The sequence below is a fragment of the Sphingopyxis sp. QXT-31 genome (assembly GCF_001984035.1).
GTDB lineage: Bacteria > Pseudomonadota > Alphaproteobacteria > Sphingomonadales > Sphingomonadaceae > Sphingopyxis.
The window spans coordinates 573,787-600,080 of sequence record NZ_CP019449.1 but is presented as its reverse complement, the minus strand read 5'-3'; the positions used below and the strand labels follow the sequence as shown (position 1 = coordinate 600,080).

The 26,294-nt window shown below is 64.5% G+C and carries 30 protein-coding genes; 10 read left to right on the top strand and 20 right to left on the bottom strand.

From position 1 onward, the window contains the following. Window positions 1-7: 7 nt before the first annotated feature. The 3 genes from kdpB to kdpF are packed head-to-tail and all read right to left on the bottom strand — an operon-like array spanning window position 8 to window position 3,862. On the bottom strand, window positions 8-2,044 hold the full coding sequence (gene kdpB, locus BWQ93_RS03025; protein WP_077029221.1) for a potassium-transporting ATPase subunit KdpB: 2,037 nt from the start codon (window positions 2,042-2,044) through the stop codon (window positions 8-10). 12 nt (window positions 2,045-2,056) lie between these two features. After that, window positions 2,057-3,760, bottom strand: a complete 1,704-nt coding sequence (gene kdpA, locus BWQ93_RS03020; protein ID WP_077029220.1) for a potassium-transporting ATPase subunit KdpA — start codon at window positions 3,758-3,760, stop codon at window positions 2,057-2,059. Between the two features lie 12 nt (window positions 3,761-3,772). Next, window positions 3,773-3,862 carry a K(+)-transporting ATPase subunit F gene (gene kdpF, locus BWQ93_RS03015; RefSeq protein ID WP_037516526.1) on the bottom strand — a complete coding sequence of 30 codons (90 nt, stop codon included), beginning with the start codon at window positions 3,860-3,862 and terminating at the stop codon, window positions 3,773-3,775. A 438-nt stretch (window positions 3,863-4,300) separates the two neighbouring features. On the opposite strand from kdpF, the gene BWQ93_RS03010 reads away from it, so the two are divergent. Continuing rightward, window positions 4,301-4,522: a hypothetical protein gene (locus BWQ93_RS03010; RefSeq protein WP_077029219.1), complete on the top strand. Its 222-nt coding sequence runs from the start codon at window positions 4,301-4,303 to the stop codon at window positions 4,520-4,522. A 309-nt stretch (window positions 4,523-4,831) separates the two neighbouring features. Then, window positions 4,832-5,311 (top strand): Hsp20 family protein, encoded by a 480-nt coding sequence (locus tag BWQ93_RS03005; RefSeq protein WP_077029218.1) that lies wholly within the window; start codon window positions 4,832-4,834, stop codon window positions 5,309-5,311. A 100-nt stretch (window positions 5,312-5,411) separates the two neighbouring features. Here BWQ93_RS03005 and BWQ93_RS03000 read toward each other — a convergent pair whose 3' ends face one another. Next, complete coding sequence (locus BWQ93_RS03000) at window positions 5,412-5,681, bottom strand: usg protein (protein ID WP_077029217.1); 270 nt, start codon at window positions 5,679-5,681, stop codon at window positions 5,412-5,414. Continuing rightward, window positions 5,678-5,905, bottom strand: coding sequence for a hypothetical protein (locus BWQ93_RS02995; protein ID WP_077029216.1), 228 nt, complete (start codon window positions 5,903-5,905; stop codon window positions 5,678-5,680). Before BWQ93_RS02995 ends, BWQ93_RS03000 begins: the two co-directional genes overlap by 4 nt. 261 nt (window positions 5,906-6,166) lie before the next feature. On the opposite strand from BWQ93_RS02995, the gene groES reads away from it, so the two are divergent. From groES to BWQ93_RS02980, 3 genes are all read left to right on the top strand, one after another. Next, the gene (gene groES, locus BWQ93_RS02990; protein ID WP_077029215.1) at window positions 6,167-6,481 is read left to right on the top strand and encodes a co-chaperone GroES; all 315 of its coding nucleotides are present in this window, start codon (window positions 6,167-6,169) and stop codon (window positions 6,479-6,481) included. A gap of 47 nt (window positions 6,482-6,528) precedes the next feature. After that, entirely contained in the window at window positions 6,529-8,148 is a 1,620-nt protein-coding gene (groL, locus tag BWQ93_RS02985) for a chaperonin GroEL (RefSeq protein ID WP_077029214.1), read from the top strand. 207 nt (window positions 8,149-8,355) lie between these two features. Continuing rightward, the gene (locus BWQ93_RS02980) at window positions 8,356-9,681 is read left to right on the top strand and encodes an alginate export family protein (protein WP_232314721.1); all 1,326 of its coding nucleotides are present in this window, start codon (window positions 8,356-8,358) and stop codon (window positions 9,679-9,681) included. Here the strand turns inward: BWQ93_RS02980 and BWQ93_RS02975 are convergent. Next, window positions 9,671-10,033, bottom strand: a complete 363-nt coding sequence (locus BWQ93_RS02975) for a hypothetical protein (protein WP_077032173.1) — start codon at window positions 10,031-10,033, stop codon at window positions 9,671-9,673. The genes BWQ93_RS02980 and BWQ93_RS02975 overlap by 11 nt on opposite strands. Window positions 10,034-10,558: 525 nt before the next feature. Between BWQ93_RS02975 and BWQ93_RS02970 the strand changes: the two genes are divergently transcribed. Genes BWQ93_RS02970 through arsH form a run of 4 tightly spaced genes read left to right on the top strand, consistent with a single transcriptional unit; the run spans window position 10,559 to window position 13,169 of the window. After that, window positions 10,559-10,888: an ArsR/SmtB family transcription factor gene (locus tag BWQ93_RS02970; RefSeq protein WP_077029213.1), complete on the top strand. Its 330-nt coding sequence runs from the start codon at window positions 10,559-10,561 to the stop codon at window positions 10,886-10,888. 13 nt (window positions 10,889-10,901) lie between these two features. Beyond that, window positions 10,902-11,330: an arsenate reductase (glutaredoxin) gene (gene arsC / locus BWQ93_RS02965; protein ID WP_077029212.1), complete on the top strand. Its 429-nt coding sequence runs from the start codon at window positions 10,902-10,904 to the stop codon at window positions 11,328-11,330. Window positions 11,331-11,340: 10 nt separating this feature from the next. Beyond that, window positions 11,341-12,405: an ACR3 family arsenite efflux transporter gene (gene arsB / locus BWQ93_RS02960; protein ID WP_077029211.1), complete on the top strand. Its 1,065-nt coding sequence runs from the start codon at window positions 11,341-11,343 to the stop codon at window positions 12,403-12,405. Window positions 12,406-12,410: 5 nt separating this feature from the next. Next, entirely contained in the window at window positions 12,411-13,169 is a 759-nt protein-coding gene (gene arsH / locus BWQ93_RS02955) for an arsenical resistance protein ArsH (protein WP_077029210.1), read from the top strand. A 705-nt stretch (window positions 13,170-13,874) separates the two neighbouring features. Here arsH and BWQ93_RS02950 read toward each other — a convergent pair. Then, entirely contained in the window at window positions 13,875-14,576 is a 702-nt protein-coding gene (locus tag BWQ93_RS02950; RefSeq protein ID WP_077029209.1) for a hypothetical protein, read from the bottom strand. Window positions 14,577-14,975: 399 nt separating this feature from the next. On the opposite strand from BWQ93_RS02950, the gene BWQ93_RS02945 reads away from it, so the two are divergent. Continuing rightward, window positions 14,976-15,734 (top strand): hypothetical protein, encoded by a 759-nt coding sequence (locus BWQ93_RS02945; protein ID WP_156878114.1) that lies wholly within the window; start codon window positions 14,976-14,978, stop codon window positions 15,732-15,734. A 1,020-nt stretch (window positions 15,735-16,754) separates the two neighbouring features. Here the strand turns inward: BWQ93_RS02945 and BWQ93_RS02940 are convergent. Genes BWQ93_RS02940 through trbB form a run of 13 tightly spaced genes read right to left on the bottom strand, consistent with a single transcriptional unit; the run spans window position 16,755 to window position 26,142 of the window. Continuing rightward, on the bottom strand, window positions 16,755-16,955 hold the full coding sequence (locus tag BWQ93_RS02940) for a helix-turn-helix transcriptional regulator (RefSeq protein ID WP_077029207.1): 201 nt from the start codon (window positions 16,953-16,955) through the stop codon (window positions 16,755-16,757). Further along, the gene (locus BWQ93_RS02935) at window positions 16,952-17,176 is read right to left on the bottom strand and encodes a DUF2274 domain-containing protein (RefSeq protein ID WP_077029206.1); all 225 of its coding nucleotides are present in this window, start codon (window positions 17,174-17,176) and stop codon (window positions 16,952-16,954) included. The genes BWQ93_RS02940 and BWQ93_RS02935 overlap by 4 nt, the downstream gene beginning before the upstream one ends. Then, window positions 17,173-17,736, bottom strand: coding sequence for a TrbI/VirB10 family protein (locus BWQ93_RS21450; protein WP_335694418.1), 564 nt, complete (start codon window positions 17,734-17,736; stop codon window positions 17,173-17,175). The genes BWQ93_RS02935 and BWQ93_RS21450 overlap by 4 nt, the downstream gene beginning before the upstream one ends. Further along, window positions 17,700-18,398 carry a hypothetical protein gene (locus tag BWQ93_RS21445; protein ID WP_335694416.1) on the bottom strand — a complete coding sequence of 233 codons (699 nt, stop codon included), beginning with the start codon at window positions 18,396-18,398 and terminating at the stop codon, window positions 17,700-17,702. The genes BWQ93_RS21450 and BWQ93_RS21445 overlap by 37 nt, the downstream gene beginning before the upstream one ends. Then, entirely contained in the window at window positions 18,395-19,231 is an 837-nt protein-coding gene (gene trbG / locus BWQ93_RS02925; protein ID WP_077029205.1) for a P-type conjugative transfer protein TrbG, read from the bottom strand. The genes BWQ93_RS21445 and trbG overlap by 4 nt, the downstream gene beginning before the upstream one ends. Next, complete coding sequence (gene trbF, locus BWQ93_RS02920; protein ID WP_077029204.1) at window positions 19,228-19,911, bottom strand: conjugal transfer protein TrbF; 684 nt, start codon at window positions 19,909-19,911, stop codon at window positions 19,228-19,230. Before trbF ends, trbG begins: the two co-directional genes overlap by 4 nt. 4 nt (window positions 19,912-19,915) lie before the next feature. Further along, window positions 19,916-21,196: a P-type conjugative transfer protein TrbL gene (gene trbL / locus BWQ93_RS02915; RefSeq protein WP_077029203.1), complete on the bottom strand. Its 1,281-nt coding sequence runs from the start codon at window positions 21,194-21,196 to the stop codon at window positions 19,916-19,918. Then, window positions 21,193-21,444 (bottom strand): putative entry exclusion protein TrbK-alt, encoded by a 252-nt coding sequence (gene trbK-alt, locus BWQ93_RS02910; protein WP_077029202.1) that lies wholly within the window; start codon window positions 21,442-21,444, stop codon window positions 21,193-21,195. The genes trbL and trbK-alt overlap by 4 nt, the downstream gene beginning before the upstream one ends. Window position 21,445: 1 nt before the next feature. Continuing rightward, window positions 21,446-22,156 carry a P-type conjugative transfer protein TrbJ gene (gene trbJ / locus BWQ93_RS02905; protein ID WP_077029201.1) on the bottom strand — a complete coding sequence of 237 codons (711 nt, stop codon included), beginning with the start codon at window positions 22,154-22,156 and terminating at the stop codon, window positions 21,446-21,448. Next, window positions 22,153-24,594: a conjugal transfer protein TrbE gene (gene trbE / locus BWQ93_RS02900; RefSeq protein WP_077029200.1), complete on the bottom strand. Its 2,442-nt coding sequence runs from the start codon at window positions 24,592-24,594 to the stop codon at window positions 22,153-22,155. Before trbE ends, trbJ begins: the two co-directional genes overlap by 4 nt. Further along, complete coding sequence (locus BWQ93_RS02895; protein ID WP_077029199.1) at window positions 24,591-24,860, bottom strand: VirB3 family type IV secretion system protein; 270 nt, start codon at window positions 24,858-24,860, stop codon at window positions 24,591-24,593. Before BWQ93_RS02895 ends, trbE begins: the two co-directional genes overlap by 4 nt. Then, window positions 24,860-25,210: a TrbC/VirB2 family protein gene (locus BWQ93_RS02890; RefSeq protein ID WP_156878113.1), complete on the bottom strand. Its 351-nt coding sequence runs from the start codon at window positions 25,208-25,210 to the stop codon at window positions 24,860-24,862. The genes BWQ93_RS02895 and BWQ93_RS02890 overlap by 1 nt, the downstream gene beginning before the upstream one ends. After that, window positions 25,207-26,142, bottom strand: a complete 936-nt coding sequence (trbB, locus tag BWQ93_RS02885) for a P-type conjugative transfer ATPase TrbB (RefSeq protein WP_077032171.1) — start codon at window positions 26,140-26,142, stop codon at window positions 25,207-25,209. Before trbB ends, BWQ93_RS02890 begins: the two co-directional genes overlap by 4 nt. Window positions 26,143-26,294 lie beyond the last annotated feature (152 nt).

The window sequence follows — 26,294 nt, the reverse complement described above, 5'->3', positions numbered from 1 at the left end:
TATTTCCTCAGACCAGACCCAGGCCGCCGACGGCCAGGTCGATGAGTTTGATGCCCACGAACGGCGCGACGAGGCCGCCGAGCCCATAGACGGCGAGGTTGCGCGCCAGCAGCGGCCCCGCGCCCATCGGCTTGTAGGTCACCCCCTTGAGCGCGAGCGGCACGAGCATCGGGATGATGAGCGCGTTGAAGATGATCGCCGACAGGATCGCGCTCTCCGGACTGGTCAGCCCCATGACGTTGAGCACGCCGAGCTCCGGGTAGAGCACGATGAACATCGCGGGGATGATCGCAAAATATTTGGCGACGTCGTTGGCGACCGAGAAGGTCGTCAGCGCCCCGCGGGTCATGAGCAATTGCTTGCCGAGCCCGACGACCTCGATCAGCTTGGTCGGGTCGCTGTCGAGGTCGACCATATTGCCCGCCTCGCGCGCCGCCTGCGTGCCGGTGTTCATCGCGACGCCGACGTCGGCCTGCGCGAGCGCCGGGGCGTCGTTGGTGCCGTCGCCGCACATCGCGACGAGGCGGCCGCCCTGCTGTTCCTTTCGGATCAGCTCGAGCTTGTCCTCGGGCGTCGCCTGCGCGAGGAAATCGTCGACCCCGGCTTCGGCGGCGATCGCCGCGGCGGTCAGCGGATTGTCGCCGGTAATCATCACGGTGCGGATGCCCATCGCGCGCAGTTCGCCGAAGCGCTCGCGGATGCCCGCCTTGACGATATCCTTCAAAAAGATCGCGCCGAGCAGCTGCCCGTCCTTCGCGACTGCCAGCGGCGTGCCGCCGGCGCGCGCGATCTCGTCGGTGATGCGGCGGAGTTCGGTCGCAGCCGCAGTGGTGTCGGCGCCCGGATTGGCCTTGAGCACCGAGTCCACCGCGCCCTTCTGGATCACGCTCTCGCCGACCTTGATCCCCGAAATGCGCGTTTGCGCGGTGAAGGGGATGATTTCGGCCCCGCCCGGCAATTCGCTCACCGTCTGGCCGAATTTTGCGCGCGCCAGCGCGACGATCGAGCGGCCCTCGGGCGTCTCGTCGGCGAGGCTGGCGAGTAGCCCGGCTTCGGACAGCACGGCCACCGACTGGCCGCCGACCGGCCGAAATTCGGTCGCCTGGCGGTCGCCGACGGTGATCGTGCCGGTCTTGTCGAGCAGCAGCACGTCGACGTCGCCCGCCGCCTCGACCGCGCGGCCCGACTTGGCGAGCACGTTGAAGCGCACGAGGCGGTCCATGCCGGCGATGCCGATGGCAGAGAGCAGGGCGGCGATCGTCGTCGGGATCAGCGTGATCAGAAGTGCCGCAAGGATCGCGACGGGGATGCTGCCGCCCGCATAGGAGGCGAAGCCCGGGATCGTGCCGACCGCGATCAGGAAGATGATCGTCAGCCCGACGAGCAGCAGGGTCAGCGCGATCTCGTTCGGCGTCTTCTGCCGCTCGGCGCCTTCGACGAGCGCGATCATCCGGTCGAGGAAGCCCTGCCCCGGATTGACCGTCACCTTTACGCGGATTTCGTCCGAGATGACGCGCGTGCCCGCGGTCACCGCGCTGCGGTCGCCGCCCGCCTCGCGGATCACCGGCGCGCTTTCGCCGGTGATCGCGGCTTCGTTGACCGAGGCGACGCCCGCGACGACTTCGCCGTCCGACGGGATCAGGTCGCCCGTTTCGACAAGCACGACATCGCCGACCTTGAGCGCGCTGGCGGGCACATTTTCATAGGCCTTCCCTTCGCCCTTCACGCGTTTGGCCGTGAGTTCGGCCTTGGTCGCGCGCAGCGACGCGGCCTGCGCCTTGCCGCGCCCTTCGGCGAGCGCCTCGGCAAAGGTGCCGAACAGCACGGTCAGCCACAGCCAGATGACCAGCTGGAGCTTGAAGCCGGTGGCGAGCCCGTCTTGCCCGACGACGAGCAACATGGTGAGCAGCGCCGCGACCACGGCGGTCGTGAACATCACCGGGTTACGGATCAGTTCCTTGGGGTTGAGCTTGCGGAAGGCGTCGCCGATCGCCGGAACGATCAGGTCAGCCGTGAACAGGGACTTGGTTTGGGACCGAGCCATTTTGCGTAATCCTTAGAAAAGCTGGCCGTTGATCATCGCGAGATGATCGGCGATCGGACCGAGCGCGAGGCTGGGCAGGAAGGTCAGGCCGCCGACGATCAGCACGATGCCGATCAGGAGGCCCGTCCACAGCGGCCCGGTGGTCGGGAAGCTGCCCGCGGTCGCCGGCGTATATTTCTTCGCCGCCAGGCCGCCCGCGATCGCCAGCATGGGCACGATGACGAAGAAGCGGCCGAGCCACATCGCTATCCCCAGCAAGCCGTTGTAGAAGGGCGTGTTGGCGGTGAGGCCCGCAAAGGCCGACCCGTTGTTCCCGGTCGCGCTGGTGAAGGCGTAGAGAATCTCGGAAAAGCCGTGCGGCCCCTTGTTGAGCGGCCCGGCAAGCCCCGCCTCGGTGACCGAAGCGATGGCGGTGAAGCCGAGGATGATGAGCGGCAGCACCGCGATCGCGAGCACCGCGAGCTTGACCTCGCGCGCCTCGATCTTCTTGCCGACATATTCGGGGGTGCGCCCGACCATCAGGCCCGCCACGAAGATCGCGAGGATCGCGAAGAGCAGGAAGCCATAGATGCCCGCGCCGACGCCGCCGATCACGACTTCGCCGAGCTGGATGTTGAACAGCGGGATCATGCCGCCCAGCGCGGTGAAGCTGTCGTGCATTGCATTGACCGCGCCGCACGATGCCGCGGTCGTGACCACCGAGAAGAGCGACGAAGCGGCGATGCCGAAGCGGACCTCCTTGCCCTCCATATTGCCGCCCATGGCGCCGAGATTGTGGAGGATGGGGTTGCCCAAGGCTTCCTGCCAGTAGGTGACCGTCACACCCGCGAGGAAGATCGTCACCATCGCGGCGAGGATCGCCCAGCCCTGGCGCGGATTGCCTACCGCCTTGCCGAAGGTCCAGGTCAGGCCGAAGCCGATCGCGAAGATCGACAGCATCTGGACGAAATTGGTCAGCGCATTGGGGTTTTCGAACGGATGCGCGCTGTTGGCGTTGAAGATGCCGCCACCGTTGGTGCCGAGCATCTTGATCGCTTCCTGGCTGGCGACCGGACCCAGCGCGAGCGTCTGCTTCGCGCCTTCGAGCGTGGTGACGTCGACCGAAGCGGCCAGCGTCTGCGGCACGCCGTTGGCGATCAGGAAGATCGCATAGACGAAGCACAAAGGCAGCAGCAGGTAGAGCGTCACGCGCGTCATGTCGGCCCAGAAATTGCCGATCGTCTTCATCTCGCGCCGCGCGAAGCCGCGGAACAGCGCGAAGGCGAGCGCGATGCCCGCCGCCGCCGAGAGGAAATTGTGGATCGTGAGGCCGAGCATCTGGCTGAGGTTCGACATCGTCGATTCGCCGCCATAGCTTTGCCAATTGGTGTTGGTCGTGAAGCTGATCGCGGTGTTGAAGGCGAGGTCGGCGCTCGTGCCGTCATAACCCAGCGGGTTGAGCGGCAGCACGCCCTGCAGGCGCAAGATCGCATAGGTGAAGAGCAGCAGCACCGCGTTGAAGATCAGCATATGCACCGCATAGCGGCGCCAGCCCTGCTCCTCGGCCGGGTCGATGCCCGACAGGCGATAGAAGCCCGCCTCGATCGGGCCGAGCAGGCGGTGCAGCGGCGTGCGCTGGCCGTCGTAAAGCGCGTAGAGCCAGCGGCCCATCGGCTTGGTGATCGCCAGCAGGATGCCGACGAAGACGATGATCAGGAGCCATCCCTGAAAAGTCATGGCGCGCCTCCTTTAGAAGCGTTCGGGCCGCGCGAGCACGGCGACGAGATAGATGAGAAGGCCAAGCGCGGTGATCCCCGCGAGCCAGAGGTCGAGAGTCATGCCATCGCTCCTTATGCGTCGTCGCACAGCCGCGCGTAGCCAAGGCTCGCGGCGACGAGGATGAGGATGAGGCCGACCCAGATGAGATCCTGCATGGGTTTGCTCCGGCAGGACGCTGGCCGCGGGGCGCGGCACGAGTCGTCTGCGGAGGCTCAAATAGGTGCGGGGCGCATTTGAATGCGAGACAGCGAAAACTATGGCCGCATAGTATTTGCGTATGATTTTGCCGTTTTCGGCATCGCAGCGCCTTGCCACCCCCCACCGGACATAATGAAAATACAATGGCCGGTGCCTTTGCTCGATCTCGAATCCCTATGTCTGCCCCAATAAATTGCCGGGATCGGATCCCGATTTCCGGGCTCCGGTTTTGAGCAGCCAAGGAGCATCTCACCATGATTTCTGCGATTTCCGCGGAGCCCGACCTATCGAGCCTGACCTTTGTTCGTCGGGCGCGATACGGCCGGTCACTGGCTGGTTCAGGGCTGTAAAGGACAGCTCGAGGGCCGCTTCATTTCGCAAGGCGCCGCCTGGGCCTTTGCCAGGTCCGAGTGCCGCGGCGTCCCCGGCGCGATCGCCCTCGCCGCGCTGCACCCGCTGGTCCCCGCCATCTCCTTCGCGCCGCTGCGCGCGGACGAGATCACCATCGCGCACGGGGCATGAGGAGGACGGGATTCTGTGGGTCGGAAGCAGCCACCTGCTATGGCCATGAAGTGCTACACGTTCACGGCATCTAATGGATGCCCCCGATAGCCGGGCCGCGCGCGGCGCGACTCCGCCCTTTGGCACCGTAAATTTTCACAAGCCGTCCTATTCGAAATCCGATGCACGCGGCCTCTTGAAACCAAAAAAATGGCTTCCTAACTTTTTTCCCGGACCCCGGATTGTCCGGGTCCGAAGGACATAGAGAGCGCCGGCTCTAAGTCCCGGCGCATCTCATGCCCGAATTGCTTCAATCAGGAGGATTTGGAAATGAGAACCGACTTTGACTTCACCCCCTACCGACGTTCGACGGTGGGTTTCGATCATCTTTTCGACCTGCTCGAGAAGGGGCAGCGCGGCGAGACGTCGGACGGCTTTCCCGCTTTCGACATCGTGCGCGACGCCGATGACCGCTTCCGCGTCACGCTGGCGGTCCCCGGGTTCAAGGCCGACGAGATCGAGATCGTCGCGCAGCAGAACCAGCTCAGTGTCTCGGGCAAGCCCGCCGATGAGGACCCAAAGCGCGTCTATCTCCACCGCGGCATCGCCCGTCGGCCGTTCGAGCGCCGCTTTCAGCTCGCCGACTATATCGAGGTCGGGAGCGCGAGCTTTGCGGACGGGCTGCTCACGATCGAACTGAGCCGCGTCGTCCCCGAGGCGATGAAGCCGCGCAAGATCGAGATCGGCGGCAGTTCCGGTAAGCCGCAGCGGATCGAAGCGCCGAAAGACAAGACGCTCGAGAACGCCTAAGCTCGACAAGGGAGGTACGCCAATAGCGTGCCTCCCTTTCTTCATGGACGCGCGATACCCGACGACCGCGTCCGCGCACCGCAAGCGCCCAAATTTGCCGCTAATCGAGCGATCGGATGATATCTGCCGCGCGCCACTCGGCGGGTCCGATCAGCGCATCATGCGCTATCCGCACCGAGTGGAGCGCGGCTTCGATCTGACGCCGCCAAAGGCCCAGAAAATCGAACAGCACCGGAAAGTCCGGCGGCAGGTCATAATCCTGCCAGACGAAGAGCTGGAGCAGCGAGGGATAGTCGGGCCGGTAATAATGAATTTCGGCGGTCGTCAGCCCATAGCCGTCCAGCCGCGCGAGCAGCGCCCGGTCGGTCATGTGGCGCGCGCCGCGCCGCCGTCGAGCGACCGGAGCGCGGCGAACACATCGTCGACCGGCACGGCGCGCTTCACTCCCGGGGGTTTGCGAAGCGCGGGCTTGTTGCGGACCGCCGAACGATCCGATGCCCAAGATGCGAGGAGGGCGCGCTTGACCTCGGGCTCGAGGCTCGGGTGGCGCGCAACGTCGAAGGGATGAAGAAAACGGGAAAATGGCTCGGACATGATCGTGCCTCCTTCCTTTAAGCCTTTCCTTTCCTGTCGTGCGGCAGGGTGCCGCGACCAGAGATTTTGGAAAGGAAGCGAGTCGAGTCAAGAGGTCCCAGTCCCTTGATAAGGGGCATTTGTTTCTCAGCCGATCAAGCGCCAAGAAAATTTTCGCCGGACCTCTTGAAGCCAAAAAAATCGCTTCCTAGCTTCTCGGCGCCGCGCGTCCCGGACAGGCGCGCCGGCTTATCATATCGTTATGCAACATGGAGGTTATGCATGCATTTCCGTCCCTTGCACGACCGTGTGGTCGTCCGCCGCATCGAAGCCGAGGAGAAGACTTCGGGCGGCATCATCATCCCCGACACCGCCAAGGAAAAGCCGCTGGAGGGGGAAGTCGTCGCCGTCGGCCCGGGCGCCCGCGCCGAGGATGGCACGGTCACCGCGCTCGACGTCCAGGCGGGCGACCGCATCCTGTTCGGCAAATGGTCGGGCACCGAGGTCCGCATCGACGGCGAGGAACTGCTCATCATGAAGGAGAGCGACATCCTCGGCGTCATCGAACAGGCCGAGGCGCTCAAAAAGGCGGCCTGACGCCGCATGCATCCAGCAACTGAAAGGACATCAAGAAGGAGGTAAAAATGGCTGCCAAGGAGGTGAAATTTGCGTCGGACGCGCGTGATCGCATGCTGCGCGGCGTGGATACGCTTGCGAATGCAGTGAAGGTCACGCTGGGCCCCAAGGGCCGCAACGTGGTGATCGACAAGAGCTTCGGCGCGCCGCGCATCACCAAGGACGGCGTCACGGTCGCCAAGGAAATCGAGCTTGCCGACAAGTTCGAGAATATGGGCGCGCAGATGCTGCGCGAGGTCGCATCCAAGCAGAACGATAAGGCCGGCGACGGCACGACGACCGCGACCGTGCTCGCGCAGGCCATCGTCCGCGAAGGCGCGAAGGCGGTCGCCGCGGGCATGAACCCGATGGACGTCAAGCGCGGCATCGACCTCGCCGTCACCACCGTCGTCGAAGACCTCAAGGCCCACGCCAAGTCGGTCGAAGCCAACAGCGAGATCGCGCAAGTCGCGACGATCTCGGCCAACGGCGACGAAGAGGTCGGCCGCATCCTCGCGGAAGCGATGGAGAAGGTCGGCAATGAGGGCGTGATCACGGTCGAGGAAGCGAAGATCCTCGCGACCGAGCTTGAAACGGTCGAGGGCATGCAGTTCGACCGCGGCTACCTCAGCCCCTATTTCATCACCAACGCCGAGAAGCTGAAGGTCGAGCTCGACGATCCGTACATCCTCATCCACGAGAAGAAGCTGTCGAACCTGCAGGCGATGCTGCCGCTGCTCGAAAGCGTCGTGCAGTCGGGCCGACCGCTGCTCATCATCGCCGAGGATGTCGAGGGCGAAGCGCTCGCGACGCTCGTCGTCAATCGCCTGCGCGGCGGGCTCAAGGTCGCGGCGGTCAAGGCGCCGGGCTTCGGCGACCGCCGCAAGGCGATGCTCGAGGATATCGCGGTGCTCACCGGCGGCAATGTCGTCAGCGAGGAGCTGGGCATCAAGCTCGAGAGCGTCACGATCAACATGCTCGGCCGCGCCAAGAAGGTCGTCATCGACAAGGATAATACGACGATCGTCGACGGCGTCGGTTCGAGGTCGGATATCGACGCCCGCGTCGCGCAAATCCGCCAGCAGATCGAGACGACGACCAGCGACTATGACCGCGAGAAGCTGCAGGAGCGGCTCGCCAAGCTCGCGGGCGGCGTTGCGGTGATCCGCGTCGGCGGCGCGACCGAGGTTGAGGTCAAGGAGAAGAAGGACCGCGTCGACGACGCGCTCCACGCGACGCGCGCGGCCGTGGAAGAAGGCATCCTTCCCGGCGGCGGCATCGCGCTGCTCCGCTCGCTGAAGGCGCTCGAGGGCCTGAAGGCCGCGAACGATGATCAGCAGTCGGGAATCGACATCGTCCGCCGCGCGCTCCGCGCACCGGCGCGCCAGATCGCCGACAATGCCGGCGAGGACGGCGCGTGGATCGTCGGCAAGCTGCTCGAGAGCGAGGAGTATAGCTGGGGCTTCAACGCCGCGACCGGCGAGTATCAGGACCTCGTCAAGGCCGGCGTCATCGACCCCGCGAAGGTCGTGCGCACCGCGTTGCAGGACGCGGCTTCGGTGGCCTCGCTCCTCATCACAACCGAGGCGCTCGTCGCCGAGCTGCCGAAGGAGGAGAAGGCCGCGCCGATGCCGGCGATGGACTTCTGATTGCAGGAGGGCGGCGGGCGACTGCCGCCCTCACCCAGCGATGCCAGCCAAGCTGTCCTTCCCGCTGGTCAAATGGATTTAGTTTGTAACGGCGCGCGACCGCTTCTAAATATTCCGCACCGGGGCGAAGCAACCTCCCGGACAAGCGCAGCGGGCGCTCAAGCGTTGCCTTTTGGTCCCCGCGTGCGCGGGGATGAGGAGGTCTGTTTGAAGCGCTTTTCTTTTGCCACTCTGCTGCTCGTCGCTACCCCTGTCTATGCGGAAGACGGTTTGACGCTGAGCGCCAATACGCGGTTGCGCTACGAGACGATCGAAGGGCAGCCGCGCGCCGGCTTCAACGAGTCCGACGATCTCTTCAACATCCGCACGATCGTTACCGGCGAGTATCGCACGGGAAGGCTGAGGCTCGGCGCCGAGCTCTACGACAGCCGCGTCTATGGTGGCGATGCGGGGACGCCGATCACGACCGGCGAAGTCAACACGCTCGAGCTGGTGCAGGCTTATGTGGGCTATGATCTGCCGGACGCCTTTGGGACCGGTACGAAGCTCGGCCTCCAGGCGGGCCGCTTCACCCTCAATCTCGGGTCGCGCCGTCTCGTCGCCGCCGACGATTATCGCAACACGACCAACGGCTATACCGGCGTCCGCGCCGACCTCGGCCTGCCGAACGATCTGTCGGCGACGCTCATCTATACGCTGCCGCAGGTCCGGCTTCCCGACAACCGTCCCGATATCGTCGACAACCGGGTCAAATTCGATCGCGAGAATTTCGACCTTGTCCTCTGGGGCGGACTCGTCACGGGGAAGCTCGCGGGGAAGCGCGGTGCCGTCGAGCTGTCCTATTTTCATCTCGGCGAGCGCGACTCCCCGAAGCTCGCGACGCGCGACCGTTCGCTCGATACGGTTGGTCTGCGCGTCTACCGCGACCCCGCCGCCGGACGCGCCGATTTCGAGAGCGAGACCATCTATCAGACCGGATCGGTCAGGGCGTCGCTCGCGCCGACCGCCGCCAGGCTCGACGTCTCCGCTTGGTTCGCGCATCTCGAAGCAGGCTATAGCTTCAAGCACCCCTGGTCGCCGCGGGTGGCGATCGAGTTCGACTATGCGAGCGGCGACGGGCGCGGCGGCAAGTTCACCCGCTTCGACACGCTGTTCGGCATGCGGCGGGCGGATCTCGCGCCTGCCGGTCTCTATAATGCGGTCGGGCGCGCCAACATTGTCGCGGCCGGCCTGCGCGTCGAAGCGACACCCTCGAAGCGCCTCGATGCCTTCGCCGCTTACCGCCCGCTGTGGCTCGCTTCCCGATATGACAGTTTCTCCGCCACCGGCGTTCGCGACGTTTCAGGAAACTCAGGGCGGTTCGCGGGGCACCAGTTCGAGGCACGCGTCCGCTATTGGCTGATCCCGAAGCGCCTGCGACTCGAATGGAACGGCCTGCTGCTCGCGAAGGGACGCTTTCTTCACGATGCGCCAAACGCACCGCCGGGACGCAGCACCATCTACAACAGCGTCAACGCAACAATCAGCTTCTAGAGGTCGATCGCGCGCCCGCCCGCCGCGCGCCTAGAATCATGGCGTCGATCTCGCCCCCATGCTGGAAGCTGAGGATCATCAGATAGATCGACAGAAACAGCATCCCGCCGAATACCGCGACCAAGCCAAGCGCCAATCCGCCCAAGGTGAAGTCGTTCCGCCAGGCGGTCCAGAGCCCCGAGAGCAGCAGAAAGGTGAAAAAATCGAAATTGAACTGCCCCGGCCATGCCATGGCAGCCATGTCGCCGAAGAATATCGGCAGCAGATTCCATCCGTGCGCGCTGATCGTGACACCCGTGTAAACGAGGATCGACAGCGTACATGTGATGAGAAAAGCCCTGAACCAGACCATCACACCCTCCCCACTTGAGCTACGTGCGGGCGAGCGGATCACAGATCGGGCCGGCTGACAACTACCTGCCAGTTCAAATAGCTCCAGCTAGCCGCATGGCCATCCTCCAAACCAATGAATTGCTCGACTTTGTTTCGGCCGTGAACCTCGAAGTGGTCTGACGCTTCGGAGCGGCTGGTGGCCGATCCACACGATCGACCGGATGCGGGGCTCAAGCATCCGGCCGATCGTGGCGGGCCGTGCGTCGGGCTTCACATGCGATGATCCGTCCGAGAACCGCCGCGCTCGTCGCGCCGCGAACCAAGGTGGCTTATCGCCGACGACATCGCCGATCGAAAGGATAGCAGCATCGCCGCAACCGCAACGAGCGAACATTATCGCGGGCAAGCTGCGCGCAGCGAGACCGACGCAGCCGCCTCCGACCTCATGGAAGTGCGCGATCGGGACAAGCGCGCACTTTCTCCAACCCATCGGATATTTCCGATAGGAATTGACGAGCGCCAATGCATCGGGTAATCCCGATGTATGAATACTGATTCCGCGCTTCCCGCTCTAGCCGCTCTCGCCCATCCGACGCGCCTCGAAGCCTTTCGCTTGCTTGTGCGACATGAACCGGACGGCCTTTCGACCGGCGAACTCGTCGATGCATCGGGCCTGACACAGAGCACATTCTCGACGCATCTCGCGGTTCTGGCCAAGGCAGGCTTGGTCAAATCCGAGAAGCAAGGCCGGCAACAGATACAGCGCGCCGATATCAACACGCTCCGGGATCTGATGCTCTTCCTCGCGAAGGACTGTTGCCAAGGTCGCCCCGAGCTGTGCGAGCCGCTGCTCGCCGAACTCACCTGCTGCTGAAGGAACCGGCCCCGTGACAGACATCATCATCTACCATAATCCCGACTGCGGCACCTCGCGCAACACGCTCGCGCTGATCCGGAATGCCGGGATCGAACCGCATGTCGTCGAGTATTTTAAGACGCCGCCGTCGCGCGCGTTGCTCGAACAGATGATCCAGCGCGCCGGGATAGGCCCGCGCGACCTGCTACGCGAAAAGGGCACGCCTTACGCGGACCTCGGCCTCGGAGATGAAAGCCTGAGCAATGACACCCTGATCGATGCGATGATGGAGCATCCTATCCTCATCAACCGCCCGCTCGTCGTGTCGCCGCTCGGGGTCAGGCTCTGCCGCCCGTCAGAAGCCGTGCTCGACCTCCTGCCCGCACGGCAGCTCGGTGCCTTCACGAAGGAAAATGGCGAGCAAGTCGTCGACGCCAACGGTAACCGCGTCCAAGCGTGAGGACAGCATCATGACTGTCGCAAAGCCCGAACGCCTGTCGTTCCTCGACCGCTATCTGACGCTCTGGATATTCATCGCGATGGCGCTCGGCGTCCTCTTGGGGTCAACCTTCAAGGGGTTGCCTACCGCGATCGATGCCATGTCCGTAGGAACGACGAACATCCCGATTGCGATCGGCCTTATCCTGATGATGTATCCGCCACTCGCGCGCGTACGGTACGATGAGTTGCCGCGCGTGTTCGAGGACAAGCGCGTCCTCGCTATCTCGCTGATCCAGAACTGGATCATCGGGCCGGTGCTGATGTTCGCGCTGGCGGTCATTTTCCTTTCGGACAGCCCCGAATATATGACCGGCCTGATCCTGATCGGTCTCGCCCGCTGCATCGCGATGGTGATCGTGTGGAACCAACTCGCCAAGGGCGACAATCAATATGTCGCGGCGCTCGTCGCCTTCAACTCGATCTTCCAAATCCTCTTCTTCAGCGTCTACGCCTGGTTCTTCCTCACCGTGCTGCCGCCACTCTTCGGCCTCGAAGGCAGCGTCATCGACGTAAGCTTATGGACCATCGCCGAGGCGGTCCTCATTTATCTCGGCATCCCGTTCCTCGCAGGATATCTCACGCGCCGCTTCCTCGCGAAGGCCAAGGGTGACGAGTGGTACGAAACCCGCTTCCTGACCAAGATCGGCCCGATCACGCTCGTCGCGCTACTCTTCACCATCGTCGCGATGTTCAGTCTCAAGGGCGGTGAGATTCTGACCATCCCCGGCGACGTGATCCAGATCGCAATCCCGCTCACAATCTATTTCATCGTACAGTTCCTCATCAGCTTCTGGATGGGCAGGCTGATCGAGGCGGACTATCCACGCACGACGGCCATCGCCTTCACTGCCGCGGGCAATAACTTCGAGCTGGCAATTGCGGTCGCTATCGCCGCCTTCGGCCTCGCCTCGCCGGTCGCCTTCGCCGCCGTCATCGGACCGCTCGTCGAAGTGCCCGTCCTCATCCTGCTCGTCGGCGTCGCTTTCCGTCTCGGACGCCGCTGGTTCCCTGCGAGCACGCCTTCACAAGCCTGAGTATCATGACAGAACAGACCCACAGCCGTCTTCGGACACTCTCCGACCCGGACCATCTTCCGGCGCTCAGCCCCGAATATCTTCGCGCGCAGCCCGCGCTCGGCCTCGGACCGCTCGATCGCGCTCCGCGCATCCTTTTGCTCTACGGCAGTTTGCGCAAGCGCTCCTATTCGCGGCTGGTCGTCGAGGAAACGGCGCGACTGCTCCAGCTCTTTGGCTGCGAGACACGCATCTTCGACCCGTCCGACCTCCCCCTGCCGGACCTGATTGCCGATGACGACCATCCTGCCGTGGAGGAGCTTCGCCAACATTCGCTCTGGTCCGAAGGCCAGGTCTGGTGCAGTCCCGAACGCCACGGTCAGATCACAGGCATCATGAAGGCACAGATCGACCATCTCCCCCTCGCCTACAAGGGGCTGCGCCTCACGCAGGGCCGCACACTCGCGGTAATGCAGGTCTCGGCGGGATCGCAGTCGTTCAACAGCGTCAACACGCTGCGCATCCTCGGTCGCTGGATGCGGATGATCACCATCCCCAACCAGTCGAGCGTCGCCAAGGCATATGCGGAGTTCGACGAGGTCGGCCGGATGCTGCCTTCGAGCTATTATGACCGGATCGTCGACGTCGCGGAAGAATTGGTGCGGTTCACCGTGCTGACGCGAGGCCATGCCGACCAGCTTGTCGACCGCTATTCGGAGCGCAAGGATCGGAAAGAGCCAGTGGTGACGCCAGTTGAATTGGCTGGAATTCCGGGCGCTCGCTGAACGATTCTGGCCGGTCGGAGACAGTCCGGCTGTAGGGAGGCAAGCAGAGAGAGCGGACGTTCCGAGAAAATCGAGATCGCTCGCTCTCTGGGTTATCGAGATTTGAAGGCTATGAGCGCGTCGCCACAGCGATCCGGTCCTTGGCCCGCGACCCGGAGTTCGAATGAGCCGCGCGCTGAGCATCGCGCTGCTCGAGAGGCAGGTTCACGTCTCTGCATTCTTCAAAGCCTCAGTATGAGCGCGATCGAGCCGCTCTGATCCGACGACATTCGGCAAATTTGCACTACAGCGCCGACGCGGCGGAAATAGACGTCGGAGCTTGGCCGATTGCGACCGGCAGCTTTTGCAAAGAAGATGAGTTGGCGGAAATTTCGCTATCATGAAGAAGGTCAGTTCATCCTCCTTATTCACGTAATAGCTCTCGGCCTCGAATTTGACGTCCAGCATGCCACGGCTGGATTAGGCACTGATCAAATCGATCTGACGAAGGAGGCCCGCCTCCCCGCAGACGCCCCATCGGATCATCCTGCGCGGACCGTTTTGGGGCGGAACGAACGGAGTACATAGCGCCCCTTTGCCGTAATCTCGTTCAAAACGCCCGCACCTGCGAAGAGGGTCGGCGTCGGTCGACACGCCGAGAATGCGCTGCCAGCGAGCGACGCGGCGACACCGGATTCCATTTCCGACATCCGGTTCCGCCATGCGTCATCCCGACGTCGAGGCCATGCGGCCCTTCTCCCGTTCGATCGAGGCGTCCCTCGCCTCCCGAAGGCGTGCGAAAACGGTCTCTTCGAGGGTCGGCCCCTTTGGTCCTAACATCGCGCCTAGCCGCGCGTGGAGAAACAATGCGCCAATGACACCGATCACAAGCGATCCCAAGCCCTTTATGAAAATCCATCCGAAGTCCTCGTCGCCGGGACCGAAGGCGCTCCAAAGCTTGTAAACGAGGATCGGGCCCGCGATGACCATGGCTATGCCGATCACCATGCCGAGCAGCCCGACCGGACCGCTGAGCCGCTGGCGCACGCTGTTGTTGAAAAGCGTGTGCTTGGCGGTGGAGTGATTGATGAGGCCGACCAGATTATCCCTGTCGGTGCGCTGGCTATCCCGGGTCGATGCGAGATAAATCGCCGATACCCGGTGCCCTTCCCGAAAACCGAAGCCGACGCCGTGAGCCCTGATCTCGAACTCGTCCCCGGCGTCGTCGCGCACGAACAATCTGAGCTCTTCGGTAGAGGTGGTCGAGACGTCGATATCGCTGCGGCCGTGGCCCGTTGCCGCATCATGGGTCGCGGTTGTCCGAACATTCACGTTTGATCGCGACCAGTTCTGGTTTCCCTCGACTATGCCCGTGCGAACCTCGACAACCGCTTCTTCCAGATTTGCAATCTTACCCGCAACCGCCATGCCGATTCCCCATCAGACGCACCGATTAGAGACGACGCGATTTACGGCGTCAAGGCAGGGCATGGCGAGAAACAGGACGGATTCTGCGCAAATTGGCCAGCCAGCTCAAGATCATGCAATCAACAGGCCGCGAACCGGGCGCGGCTAGCTGCTCGTGGCATTCCACTGCAACGTCATGAAGCAGGCATCTTGGAAACATGGAATGAGCCCGATCGCGTCCGCAGGAAATTTGTGGTGATCGCGCTGAAAACATGCATAAAGTTTTGCCTCCGGGACAGGAGGAGAGAATTTATGCGGGCCATCGATCGAGCGACCGTCGCGCTAGCCGGCGCTGCAGCTATCATCGTCGCTTCGCCCGCCCACGCCGCGGGCGCGCTCCCCATCGAATAAGGAGTGTATGTGGACGTGAGCGAGGGTTGCGCCAGAGCGAGTGCAATCTTCTTTTATGACGGTGCGAGCTTCGGGCAGGTGTTCCCCGGTGGTCCGGGCTACAAGGCGACTGCGCGGGTAAATACGATCCAGCGCAGCGGCCCTCCGCCGAGCGGCGGCCAGAATGCGGCAACCAGCAAATATTATCTGGGATATACGCTCGCCTGGACGCAGGAAGACAGCGGGCTTTACGGAAGTCTCGCGGTGAAGGCGACCGCGCCTGGCAAGTTCACGATGCGGAGCGTCGATTTTCGGAACGGCACCGGCGGCGTCGACATCAGCGACACGCCTTATCTGAAGTGCGACTTCGCCCAGCTTCCGGCGACGATGCAGGGCGCAATCCGCGCGGCACGGCCGCAACTGGTTGGAGTATCGAGTGCCGCGCCGGCCGCCGCGCCCGGGCTGCCGCCTCCCATGGCTCCTTTCAACATCCGTCCCGGCCACTATCTGCCTGTCGCTGCGACCTGCGGTTCGAGCCAGGAGCTCATCCTCTATTATGATGGCAAGCGGATCGGCTGGATCGACATGCAGGCGTTCAATCCGAACAAGATGAACGCCGTCGCGGGCGCGAAACGGCGCGGCGCAGGTTGGATCACGGACGCAGCTACCGGCGAAGCGTTGAGAGTAATGGGTCCAGACCGGATCGCTATAGGCGACCCGGAGTTTGGCGAGGAAATAATGCGCTGGTGTCCCGCAACCGAAGTGCGCGCATCCGCACGGCCACGCTAGCTGTGGCCGATATTTCGACTGGCATTCTCGATCTCTAGGAGCCGAGCTCTATTATCTGGCCTATCGAGCGCGCGTCTGCGGTACGCCGCCTTCCGCTAGGCTGTTCAGGAATTGTGGACGTCTGTCCCGGCCCGATCAGCATTGGTCGCGGTCGACGATATCCGGTTTAAGAACCGAAATCAGCCGATCTACATTTCGCAAGAATCGAAAATAGAGCACCGAAGATAGATTGGGAGCAAAGCGTCGACACAGGCAGGCAAGAGCGCGCGCCCTCGCGTCGAGACTGGCCGGTTGGAGACGTCGGCTTCACGCTCGGCAAGTTGCCAAAGCAGACATACCCAGTTGGTCGAGCTGTAACACCGGCTGCGTTCAACTTCAGCGATTGCATAACTTAGGCGAGTTGAAGAACGCCAGCTAACCGGGGAGCAACCCAACCCGAGCAAGTCTCAGTCGTAACGCGGGCCATCCACTTTTAGGAGATGCCCTCGGACCGGAGGGTGGTGGCAGGGCTTGTATCGAACGCAAAAATTAGCGTCTAATTTAACAATAGGTTAGGTCGTCAAGAGGTCTTAATTCCCCCACACTTTCCCCCACACTTTCGTTCATTAGGCGAAAAGATTCGAACGACCGTATATCAGAAGCGCATCCATTTTCGTGGAAAATCTCGTCTCGATCAACCCCCGTTTCGAATGAGAGAACACTCGCTCGTCTGAGCAATGCAACCGATGAGAATGAGCCCGAGCGGCCACAGCGTTGCTCCGGCCGGAACCCCCGTCGACGAGCGGGCAGCGAGAGCCCGCGATAGATTTCTGCTGGGGGAGTGTTGCGGCGACCATTCAGGCAGGCACGAGCGTTGCGGCGACCACGCGGACCGGATGATGCGCCGTATGGAGACAGCCGGGCAGCGCTTGTCGCGCGCGCGCCCGAGACGCTGTTTGAGTGCGGCTTGGCGACGACCGAGCCTTATCGTCAGGCCAATCAACTATCGATCCGGGTGAGAAGGCGCGCGGCAATCTGCTTTCAGATGTCGGCTCGGTAAGAAGGTGGGTCCTCGATCCATTGATCAAGCTGGGATTCACGCCAGCCGACCGAGCTTTTGCTCAGACGGATTTGCTTCGGGAAAGTCCCTTCAGCGATCTTCTCGTAGATCGTCGATCGCGACAGTCCCGTTCGCGAAATAACCGTCGGGAGGCGTACGAGTCTGTCCGTTCCGCCGCTCATGCTTTCCTCCGGCGTTGTTTGCTGAACTCCCGATCACTTCCGATGAACCGTTCCACCATCGGCGCGATTAGCTTTTCGGGCGCGAGCGGGGTCGCCAAGCCGGTCAATTTTGCGTGGATGACCGCATAGTCCGCAAGGTCGCGCATGAGGGATCCTGGCAGCTCGACAGTCAGCTTGACCGGCCGCTCCTCGACGACCGGACCGAGGCGCAGCTTGCTCATCGCCGGCTGCTCGCCAGCTGTTCCTCAAGAATAAGATCTCGGGTCACGATCACTCGCAAGGAGAAGCCCGGCCGCACTGTGAGCGTCGGCGGAACGGAAAGTTCGCGTTCGACTATCCGACGCCCGGCCTCGTTGGTGCTGTCCTGCAAACCCGAGCGTAGGGCCCGGACGAGGTCACCATCGCCGTCCGCGGCAAGCTCCGTTCCGATCCCAAGGAACGATGACACCAACGCTGCCCGAAGCATCCGGCCCCAGTGATTGTTCACCCGGTCCTCGGCACCGGCCATACCTGAGGCGTCGCCCGCCGGCTGGCGATCGAGCCGGATCGACCCGCCGCCCGGAAGAATGAGACGATCCCATGCAAGCAGGACGCGGCGCTGGCCGACTGCGACGTCGCTGTCATACTCGCCGACAAGCCGCGCACCTTGTGGAATGAGGAGCAGCCGCCCAGTCGGGCTATCGTAAACATTCTGCGTGACCTGCGCGGTAATCTGGCCGGGGAGGTCGGACCGGATTCCCGTAATCAGAGCGGCGGGGATAACCGTGCCAGCCTGAACCACGGCCGCCGAACTCGGCGCGACGACCCCTCAGAGCTTTCGAACGCGCGCTGCGCCCCGCCGGCGAGAAAGGCCTTGCGCGCCGCCGTAGGCGTACCCGTCTCCCTGTCCGGTTCCGCGGCTGTCGGCTGGGCATCGAGAATTTCGGGCGCGGCGGCCACTGCGCTGCCGCCGCCCAGAAACAGGCGGCTTCCCTCGGCCGCCTCGCGCTCCTGCAGCGCGCGCTGCCTCGCCTGCTCCCGCGCGATTTGCCGGGGATCAGGCGTTGGCGGCCCCATCGCCGGGACGGGAACAGGATCGCCCGCCTTTTGCGCCGACACAATCGGCCGACCGAGGTCCCCGGGGAGCGGCGGCCCGAGCTTGGGCACGGCGCCATAGTCTGCGGGCGCCCCGGTCACGGCCTCGGACCGGTTCGGCGACGTAACCTCGTAGAGCTCCTGCGCCGCCTTCGGATCGACCGGGCGCAGCGCCCAGAGAAGCGCGCCGCCGATTGCGATCCCGGCGGTGCCGCCGAGCACCGCAAGCGTCTTGCGCGACAGGCGCATGACGCGAGGCAGTTCGCCCTCAAGACGAAAGCCGTCGGGGCTCGCAGGCGCTACCACTGCCGCGTCAGGTGCCATTTCAGCGGTCGGAGCCTCGCCTTCGGCGTCCTCGGGCCGGCTCACGGGCGTACCCGCGCAGCCGACGCATCGCGAACGATACGGACCTTCTTCGCCGCCTTTCCGGCGCCGAGGCGAAGCTCGCCGCAATCGAACAACCGGTCGACGATCATGAAGCGGCCGTCGACACGGTAGTTCAGAAGCTCGGCCACGCCCTTCTCGCCGACCGCAAAGAGCGGCGGCATCTCGCCGGTCGCGATCGAAGGGCTGAACTCGACAAAGAGCTGTCGGCCGTCGTCGAACGCGCGCACCGGGCGCCATGGCACCTTGTCGCCGCTGATCCGGTAGGCGAAGTTGAGCGACGGCAGATTGATCCCGCTGGCGACGGGCGCGGCCCTCACACGCTCGGCTTTGGCCGCGCGAAGCGCGATCAGTTCGTCCTGCGGATAGCGCCACGAGACTGCGGCCATATAGGTCGAAGGCGTCGCGCGCAGTTCAATGTGGTAAGTTCGGCGGCTCGTGTTGATGATCAGATTTGTAACAATGTCGGGCCGCGTTGGTTTCACGAGGATATGAACGCGCCGCGTCGCGCCCTCGCCGCTCAGCGTGTCGCCGATGATCCACCGAACCGTATCGCCCGCGGCGACCGGACCGGGTCCGACCAGCTCCTCTCCTTCCTGCAGCGCGATGTCGGTCACCTGCCCCGGTGCCGTATAAACCTGGAACAGCGCGCCTTCGCCCCAGGCATATTGCTGAATCGCATTGAGGAAGGTCGTGCGCTCGGGCTGCACGCGCGCCGCGTCATTGGCGCGGCCGATCTGAGCGCGCGGATCGCCGGGTGCGGCATGAAGCGGAACGGCGAGCAGGGCAGCACTCGCAAGCAGGGAAATCCTCATCATTGATTGAGCTCCTTCGAAAGATTGATCGCGGTCACCCAGAGACCGAGGGGATTTTTCTGCAAGGCTTCGGGGGTGCGCGGCGGCACGATCGTGACCGTCACGATCGCCGACCAGCGCGAGGTCTCGATGAGGCCGCCGTCCTGATAACGGCGCTCGGTCCACGCGATGCGGAAGCTGTCCTTCGACGCGCGGATCACGCTCGATACGTCGACTGCGACCTGCCGCTTACCGACTTCGGCGAACGGGTTGTTGTGCCGCGCATAGTCGTTGAGCGCCTGCGCCCCCGAAGTAGCGGCAAAATCATAAGCGCTGAGCCAGTTCGCACGCAGCACCACGGGATCCGCGGGGATCGAGCGGATATGCTCGATGAAGCGAGCGAGATGGAAGGCGACCTGCGGATCGGTCGGCGCATAGTCGGCATCCGCCGGCGCGACCGTCCTGGCCTCGCCGAGCTTGTCGACCTCGACCACCCAAGGGGTGATCGTGCCGCGGAGCGACTGCCAGACGAGCGCCGAGGCGAGCCCGCCCGAAAGCGCGAGGCAGCCGAAGAAGGCGAGCCGCCAGTTCTTCGCCTGGATCCGCGCGGAGCCGATGCGGTCGTCCCAGATCTGGGCGGCACGCTGGTAGGGCGTCACCGGCTCGGGCGACTTGCCATAATGTTGTTGGGGTCGTCGAAACATGATCTCAATCCTTCTGGCTGATGTCGGGGGCTGAACCGGCGCCGTGGCTGTCACCTTGCTTCAGGGTCTGCGCGCCGATCGTGGCGCCCGAGGTGATCGCCTGCCGCCGCTTCATCGCGGCCGCCCAGGCCGGCTGACCGGAGGTCTCCGCCCCGGCAGCTGCGGGCGCGGCTTTCCTGGCCTGCCCCTCGGCATAATTCTGGCGGAGCTTGGCGGCCGCCTGCCGCAGCGGCGAGCCAGCGCCGCTCGCAGCGTCGCGCGCGACATTGGCCATGCCCGAACCGAAGGCCCGCATCCCCGACTTGCCGGCAGCGCCGCGGGCATAGGAGGCCGAGGCCGCACCGGCGGCCCGAGAGGCTCCCGCCGCTCCCTTCCCGGCCATCGACGCGGCGACACCTGTTGCAAGCGTGGCCCCGGCGGCGCCGGCGGCGATCGTCGCACCGGCGGCGAGCGTGGTTCCGGCGGCGGCGCCTGCACCGAGTTGCGGTCCGCCGGCAACGATGCCGTTGGCGACGCTCGGACCGAAGATGCCGAGACCGAGCAGCGTCAGCGCGCCGAGTGCGATCGCCATCACCTCCCGAATGTCGGGTTCGGTGCCGAGTCCGGCCTCCATGAAGCGCTCGAACAGGGTGACGCCGATGCCGGTGATGACCGCGAGGACGAGCAGCTTGATACCCGACGAGATGACATGGCCGAGCACACGCTCGGCCATGAAGGCCGTGCGGTTGAAGAAGGCGAACGGCAGCAGAACGAAGCCCGCGAGCGTCACGAGCTTGAATTCCAGGATCGTGACGAACACCTGCACCGCGAGGATGAAGAAGGCGAGCACCACGATTACCCACGCGATCAGCAGGATCAGGATCTGGACGAAGTTGGTGAAAAGCCCGACCGGGCCGACGAGATCGGCTGTTGCATCGAGCAAGGGTTCGGCGGCATCGAGCCCCGTCGCAGCGATCATGCCCGGGCGCATGAAGTCGCCGATCGCCATCGCCCCGCCGCTCGCCTTCAATCCGAGGCCCGCGAAGCTTTCAAGCAGGATGACGCTCAGCGCCTGGAAGTTGCCGATGATGAAGGCGAAGACACCGATATAGAGCGTCTTCTTGACGAGCCGCTGCAGCACATCCTCGTCAGTACCCCACGCCCAGAAGAGCGCGGCTATCGTCACGTCGATCACGATCAGCGTCGAGGAGAGGAAGCCGACCTCGCCGCCGAGCAGCCCAAAGCCGCTGTCGATATAGGTCGAGAAGACCGACAGGAAATTGTCGATAACACCGGTGTCGTTCATTGCTCGGGCTTTCCAGAACGGAAGAAAAGGCGCCGTCTCGCTTCCCACGCCGCCTCGCACTCGGGATCGGTCTCGGTGGCGGTTCGGCAGCGGCGCAGCGTGTCGCCATAGTCGGGGGGTGCGTTCGCTCCGGATATCTGGGGAGCGGACGCACGGGGCGCGGGCGGTTTGAGCGCGGCGATGAGGGCAAGGGTGAGCGCAAGACCCAGAACGATTGCCGCCATCACCAGCCCGCCCGCCCGGCCCATCTCAATTGCCCTTGCGGAAGCGGCGGAAGCGTTCGCGGCCTTCGGCTTCGGCAGCGGCCGCGCGCGCGGCATCGAGCATCTCGGCGCGCCCCTGCGCCGTCATGACGGCGGCAAGGTCGGTGATCTGCTGCGACTGGATCGCCAGCAGCTGATTGCCCGCCTGCGCGGCCTGCAGCGCGCCGGTGGCCGACTGGCTGGCGCCGACGACAGTCGAGATCGACGTCCGCGTCCCGCCCATGTTCGAAACGATGCCGGCCTGCACCTTCATCGCGTCCTCGAAGGCGCCGACGCTGTCCTTCCAGCGCGCTTCGGCGTTGGCGACGAGCGCCGACGTCGGGCCCGAAAAGGCGGTGCCCTTGTAGCGCTGCTCGAAGCCCTTGCGGATGTCGGCGACGTCATAGGCAATGCCTTCGGCCTCGCTCAGCAGCTGCTTGGTCTGATCGATCTGTGCCTGCAGTTCGCCGAGCGTCGACGTCGGCAGGCTCTGGAGGTTGCGCGCCTCGTTGAGCAGCGAGGTCGCCTGGTTCTGGAGCTGCTTGATCTGGTTGTTGATCTGCTCGAGCGTGCGCGCGGCAGTGAGGATATTCTGCGAATAGTTGCGAGGATCGTGGACGACGCCGCCGACCTGCGCGCTTGCCGGCGCCGCGACCATCGGACCCGCGGCGGACGCGAGCAAGGCGGCGGCGAGGCCGCGGGCAACATATTTCTTCATTTGGAGGACTCCTGGTTGGGGGCGGCGGTGGGGGGAAGCAGCTCGGCCGCCCAGTCGAGCTTGCGGTGGGAGAGCCAGGCGGCTGCGAAACCCTCGCGGCCGTGCGCGGCGAAAAGCTCGCCGATGCGCGTCTGGTCAGTCTTGGAAGAGGCGGCCGTGAAGGCGAGCGCGATGTCGCCAAGACCCAGGTCGAAGAGGCGATTGCCGCGGCGCGACTGGCAATAATAGTCTCGCTTCGGCGTCGCCCGGCTCAATATCTCGACCTGCCGGTCGTTGAGCCCGAACCGTTCGTAGATGCGGGCGATTTGCGGCTCGAGCGCACGCTCGTTCGGTAAGAAGATGCGGGTAGGACAGCTCTCGATGATCGCCGGCGCGATGCTCGACGTCTCGATGTCGGCGAGGCTCTGTGTGGCGAAGACAACGCTGGCGTTCTTCTTACGGAGCGTTTTGAGCCATTCGCGAAGCTGCGCCGCGAATGCCGGGCTGTCGAGAACCAGCCAGCCCTCGTCGATGATGATGAGCGTCGGCGAACCGTCGAGGCGCCCGGCGATGCGGTGGAAGAGATAGGAGAGCACCGCGCCCGCTGAAGCCGCGCCGACGAGACCTTCGGTTTCGAAGACCTGCACGCGCGCCTCGCCGAGCTTCTCCTCGTCGGCGTCGAGCAGCCGCCCCCAGGGACCGCCGACCAGATAGGGCGCCAGCGCCTGCTTGAGCTCGATCGACTGGAGCAGGACCGCGAGCCCGGTCAGCGTGCGCTCCGACATCGGTGCGGTTGCTAGCGAGGTCAGCGCCGACCAGAGATGCTCCTTCGCGGCCGGATCGATCTCGACGCCCTCGCCCGCGAGCATCGCGGCGAGCCATTCCGCCGCCCAGCTCCGCTCGGCCGCCTCGTCGATCCGCGCGAGCGGCTGCAGCGCCACCCCGCCTTCGCCGTCGTGCAGCGCCCCGCCGAGATCCTGCCAGTCGCCGCCCATCGCGAGTACGGCGGCGCGGATCGAGCCGCCGAAATCGAAGGCAAAGATTTGCGCTCCCGGATAGCGGCGGAACTGCATCGCCATCGTGGCGAGCAGCACCGACTTGCCGGCACCGGTCGGCCCGACGACGAGGCAATGCCCGACGTCGCCGACATGGAGGGAAAGGCGGAACGGGGTCGAGCCTTCGGTCTTGCCGTACAGCAAGGGGGCATCACCGAAATGCTCGTCCCGTTCCGCCCCCGCCCACACTGTTGAGAGGGGGATCAGGTGGGCGAGATTGAGCGTCGAAATCGGAGGCTGGCGGACATTGGCATAGACATGGCCGGGCAGGCCCCCGAGCCAGGCCTCGATCGCGTTCATGCCCTCGATCGTGCAGGTGAAGTCGCGGCCCTGGATGACCTTCTCGACGAGACGCAGTTTCTCCGCCGCAAGCGCCGGATCGGCGTCCCACACGGTCACGGTGGCCGTCACATAGGCGATGCCGGCATGGTCGGCCCCGAGTTCCTGCAGCGCGACATCGGCATCCGCCGCCTTGTTCGAGGCATCGCTGTCCATCAGGACCGACTGCTCGTTGGTCATCACCTCCTTCAGGATCGCCGCGATCGACTTGCGCTTCGCGAACCACTGCCGCCGGATCTTCGTAAGCAGCTTGGTCGCGTCGGTCTTGTCGAGCATGATGGCGCGGGTCGACCAGCGATAGGCGAAGGCGAGCCGGTTGAGCTCGTCGAGCAGCCCCGGCCAAGTCGACGACGGGAAGCCGGTGATCGTCAGCGTCCGCAGATGCGCCGACCCAAGCCGCGGCTCGAGCCCGCCGACGAGCGGCTGATCGGTCAGAAGCGCGTCGAGATAGACCGGCGTTTCGGGAACGCGGACGCGCTGCCGCTTCGTCGAGACGGTCGAGTGAAGATAGGTCAGCGTCTCGCCATCATCGAGCCATTTGGCCTCGGGCATGAAACCTTCGACGAGATGAAGCACCCGGTTCGTCCGGTCTGTGAAGCTCGCGACATGCTCGCGCGGATCAACGCCCGAGCGCGCCATGCCCTCATAGAGCCACCCTTCCGCACGCGAGGCATCCTCGGCCGGCGGCATCCACAAAAGCGTGAGAAAGTAGCGGCTCTCGAAATGCGCGCCCTCCTCCCGGAACTGCTCGCGGCGCTCCATATCGACCAGCGCCGAGGCCAGATCGGGAAAGTCCGATTGCGGATAGTCGCTCGCCGGCAGGCGCTGCGCCTCGACGAATACCGCCCAGCCCGAGCCGAGGCGCCGCAGCGCATTGTTGAGCCGCGAGGTCACGGCGACGAGTTCGGCGGGCGTGGCGCTGTCGAGATCGGGACCGCGGAAGCGCGCCGTGCGCTGCAGCGATCCATCCTTGTTCAGCACCACGCCCTCGCCCACCAGCGCGACCCACGGGAGAAAATCGGCAAGGCAGGCGGATTTCGAACGATATTCGGCGAGGTTCATCATGGCCGCATCCAGACAGGATATTTGAGGTGACGCCGGGCGACGTCGACGAAGAGCGGATCGCGGCGCGCCGCCCAGACCGAGAGCGCGTGGCCGATCGCCCAGAGGGCGAGGCCCGCGATCCAGAGCCGGAGGCCGAGGCCGATCGCGCCCGCGAGTGTGCCGTTCACGATCGCGAGCGACCGCGGCGCGCCGCCGAGCAGGATCGGCTCGGCGAGCGCCCGGTGAACAGGTGCGAAGAAGCCAGGCACTTCCCCTTCCCGGTCCATCAGACCAGCGCTCCGCCGCCGAAGGAGAAGAAGGAGAGGAAGAAGCTCGACGCGGCGAAGGCAATCGACAGGCCGAACACGATCTGGACCAGCCGACGGAAGCCGCCCGAGGTGTCGCCGAAAGCGAGGCTGAGCCCGGTCACGATGATGATTATCACCGCGACGATCTTGGCGACCGGCCCCTCGATGCTCTCGAGAATCGATTGCAACGGCGCTTCCCAAGGCATCGACGATCCACCGGCCCGCGCGGGCGCCGTGTAGATGAGGCCGGCAGCGGTGATGGCAGCCGCGCCGAAGCGGTCGAGCGTCGTCCCGCCGAGCAAACGGCGCTTGGTATCCTTCTTGTTCATGCTGGCACTCCTTCAGGGGGGATGAGCGAATTGAGGCGGTAGTCGCCGGTCGCGGCGTCGAGCCCGTCGACGTGAGCGAGTTCGGCAAGGCGCCGCCCGGCGCCGTCGCGGACCAGCACAGCGACGAGATTGATCGTCTCGGCGAGCAGCGCGCGCGGAACGGTGATCACGGCTTCCTGGATGAGCTGCTCCATCCGGCGGAGCGCACCGATCGCGCTGCCGGCATGGATCGTCCCGATGCCGCCTGGATGGCCGGTTCCCCAAGCTTTCAGAAGGTCGAGCGCCTCCGCTCCCCGGACTTCGCCGATCGGGATGCGATCAGGCCGCAGCCGGAGCGAAGAGCGGACGAGGTCCGCGAGCGTCGCCACGCCGTCCTTCGTTCGCATCGCGACGAGATTGGGTGCGGCGCATTGAAGCTCGCGCGTATCTTCGATCAGAACGATACGATCCGATGTCTTCGCAACTTCCGCGAGCAATGCGTTGGTAAGCGTAGTTTTTCCGGTACCAGTGCCGCCGGCCACCAGGATGTTCTTCCGCTCGGACACTGCGCAGCGGAGGATCTCGGCCGAGAGGTCCGACATGATACCGGCGGTGGCATAATCGTGAAGGGTGAACACCGCGACGGCGGGCTTCCGGATGGCGAAGGTCGGCGCTGCCACCACCGGCGGCAACAGCCCTTCGAAGCGCTCGCCGGTCTCCGGGAGTTCGGCAGAGACGCGCGGGGAGCCAGCGTGGACCGCGGCGCCAACATGATGCGCGACGAGGCGAATGATGCGTTCGCCATCGGCGGCGGCAAGAAGGATGCCGCTGTCGGCGATGCCGATGCCCAACCGGTCCACCCAAAGACGGCCATCGGGGTTAAGCATGATCTCAATGACCGAGGGGTCGGCGAGCCATTCGGCGATGGCGCCGCCAAGCGCGGTCCGGAGCATGCGCGCGCCGCGTGCCTGCGGCTCATTGCCGGTCGATGCTGCGCCCATCGGAGTCCCCGTTCATTGGTCCGGGCAACGGCGCCCGGCTCGACGGGGACGAGTAAGAGACGCAGAAAAGTCCCGGCTTCAACAGGGATTTACGCGCGTCAAAC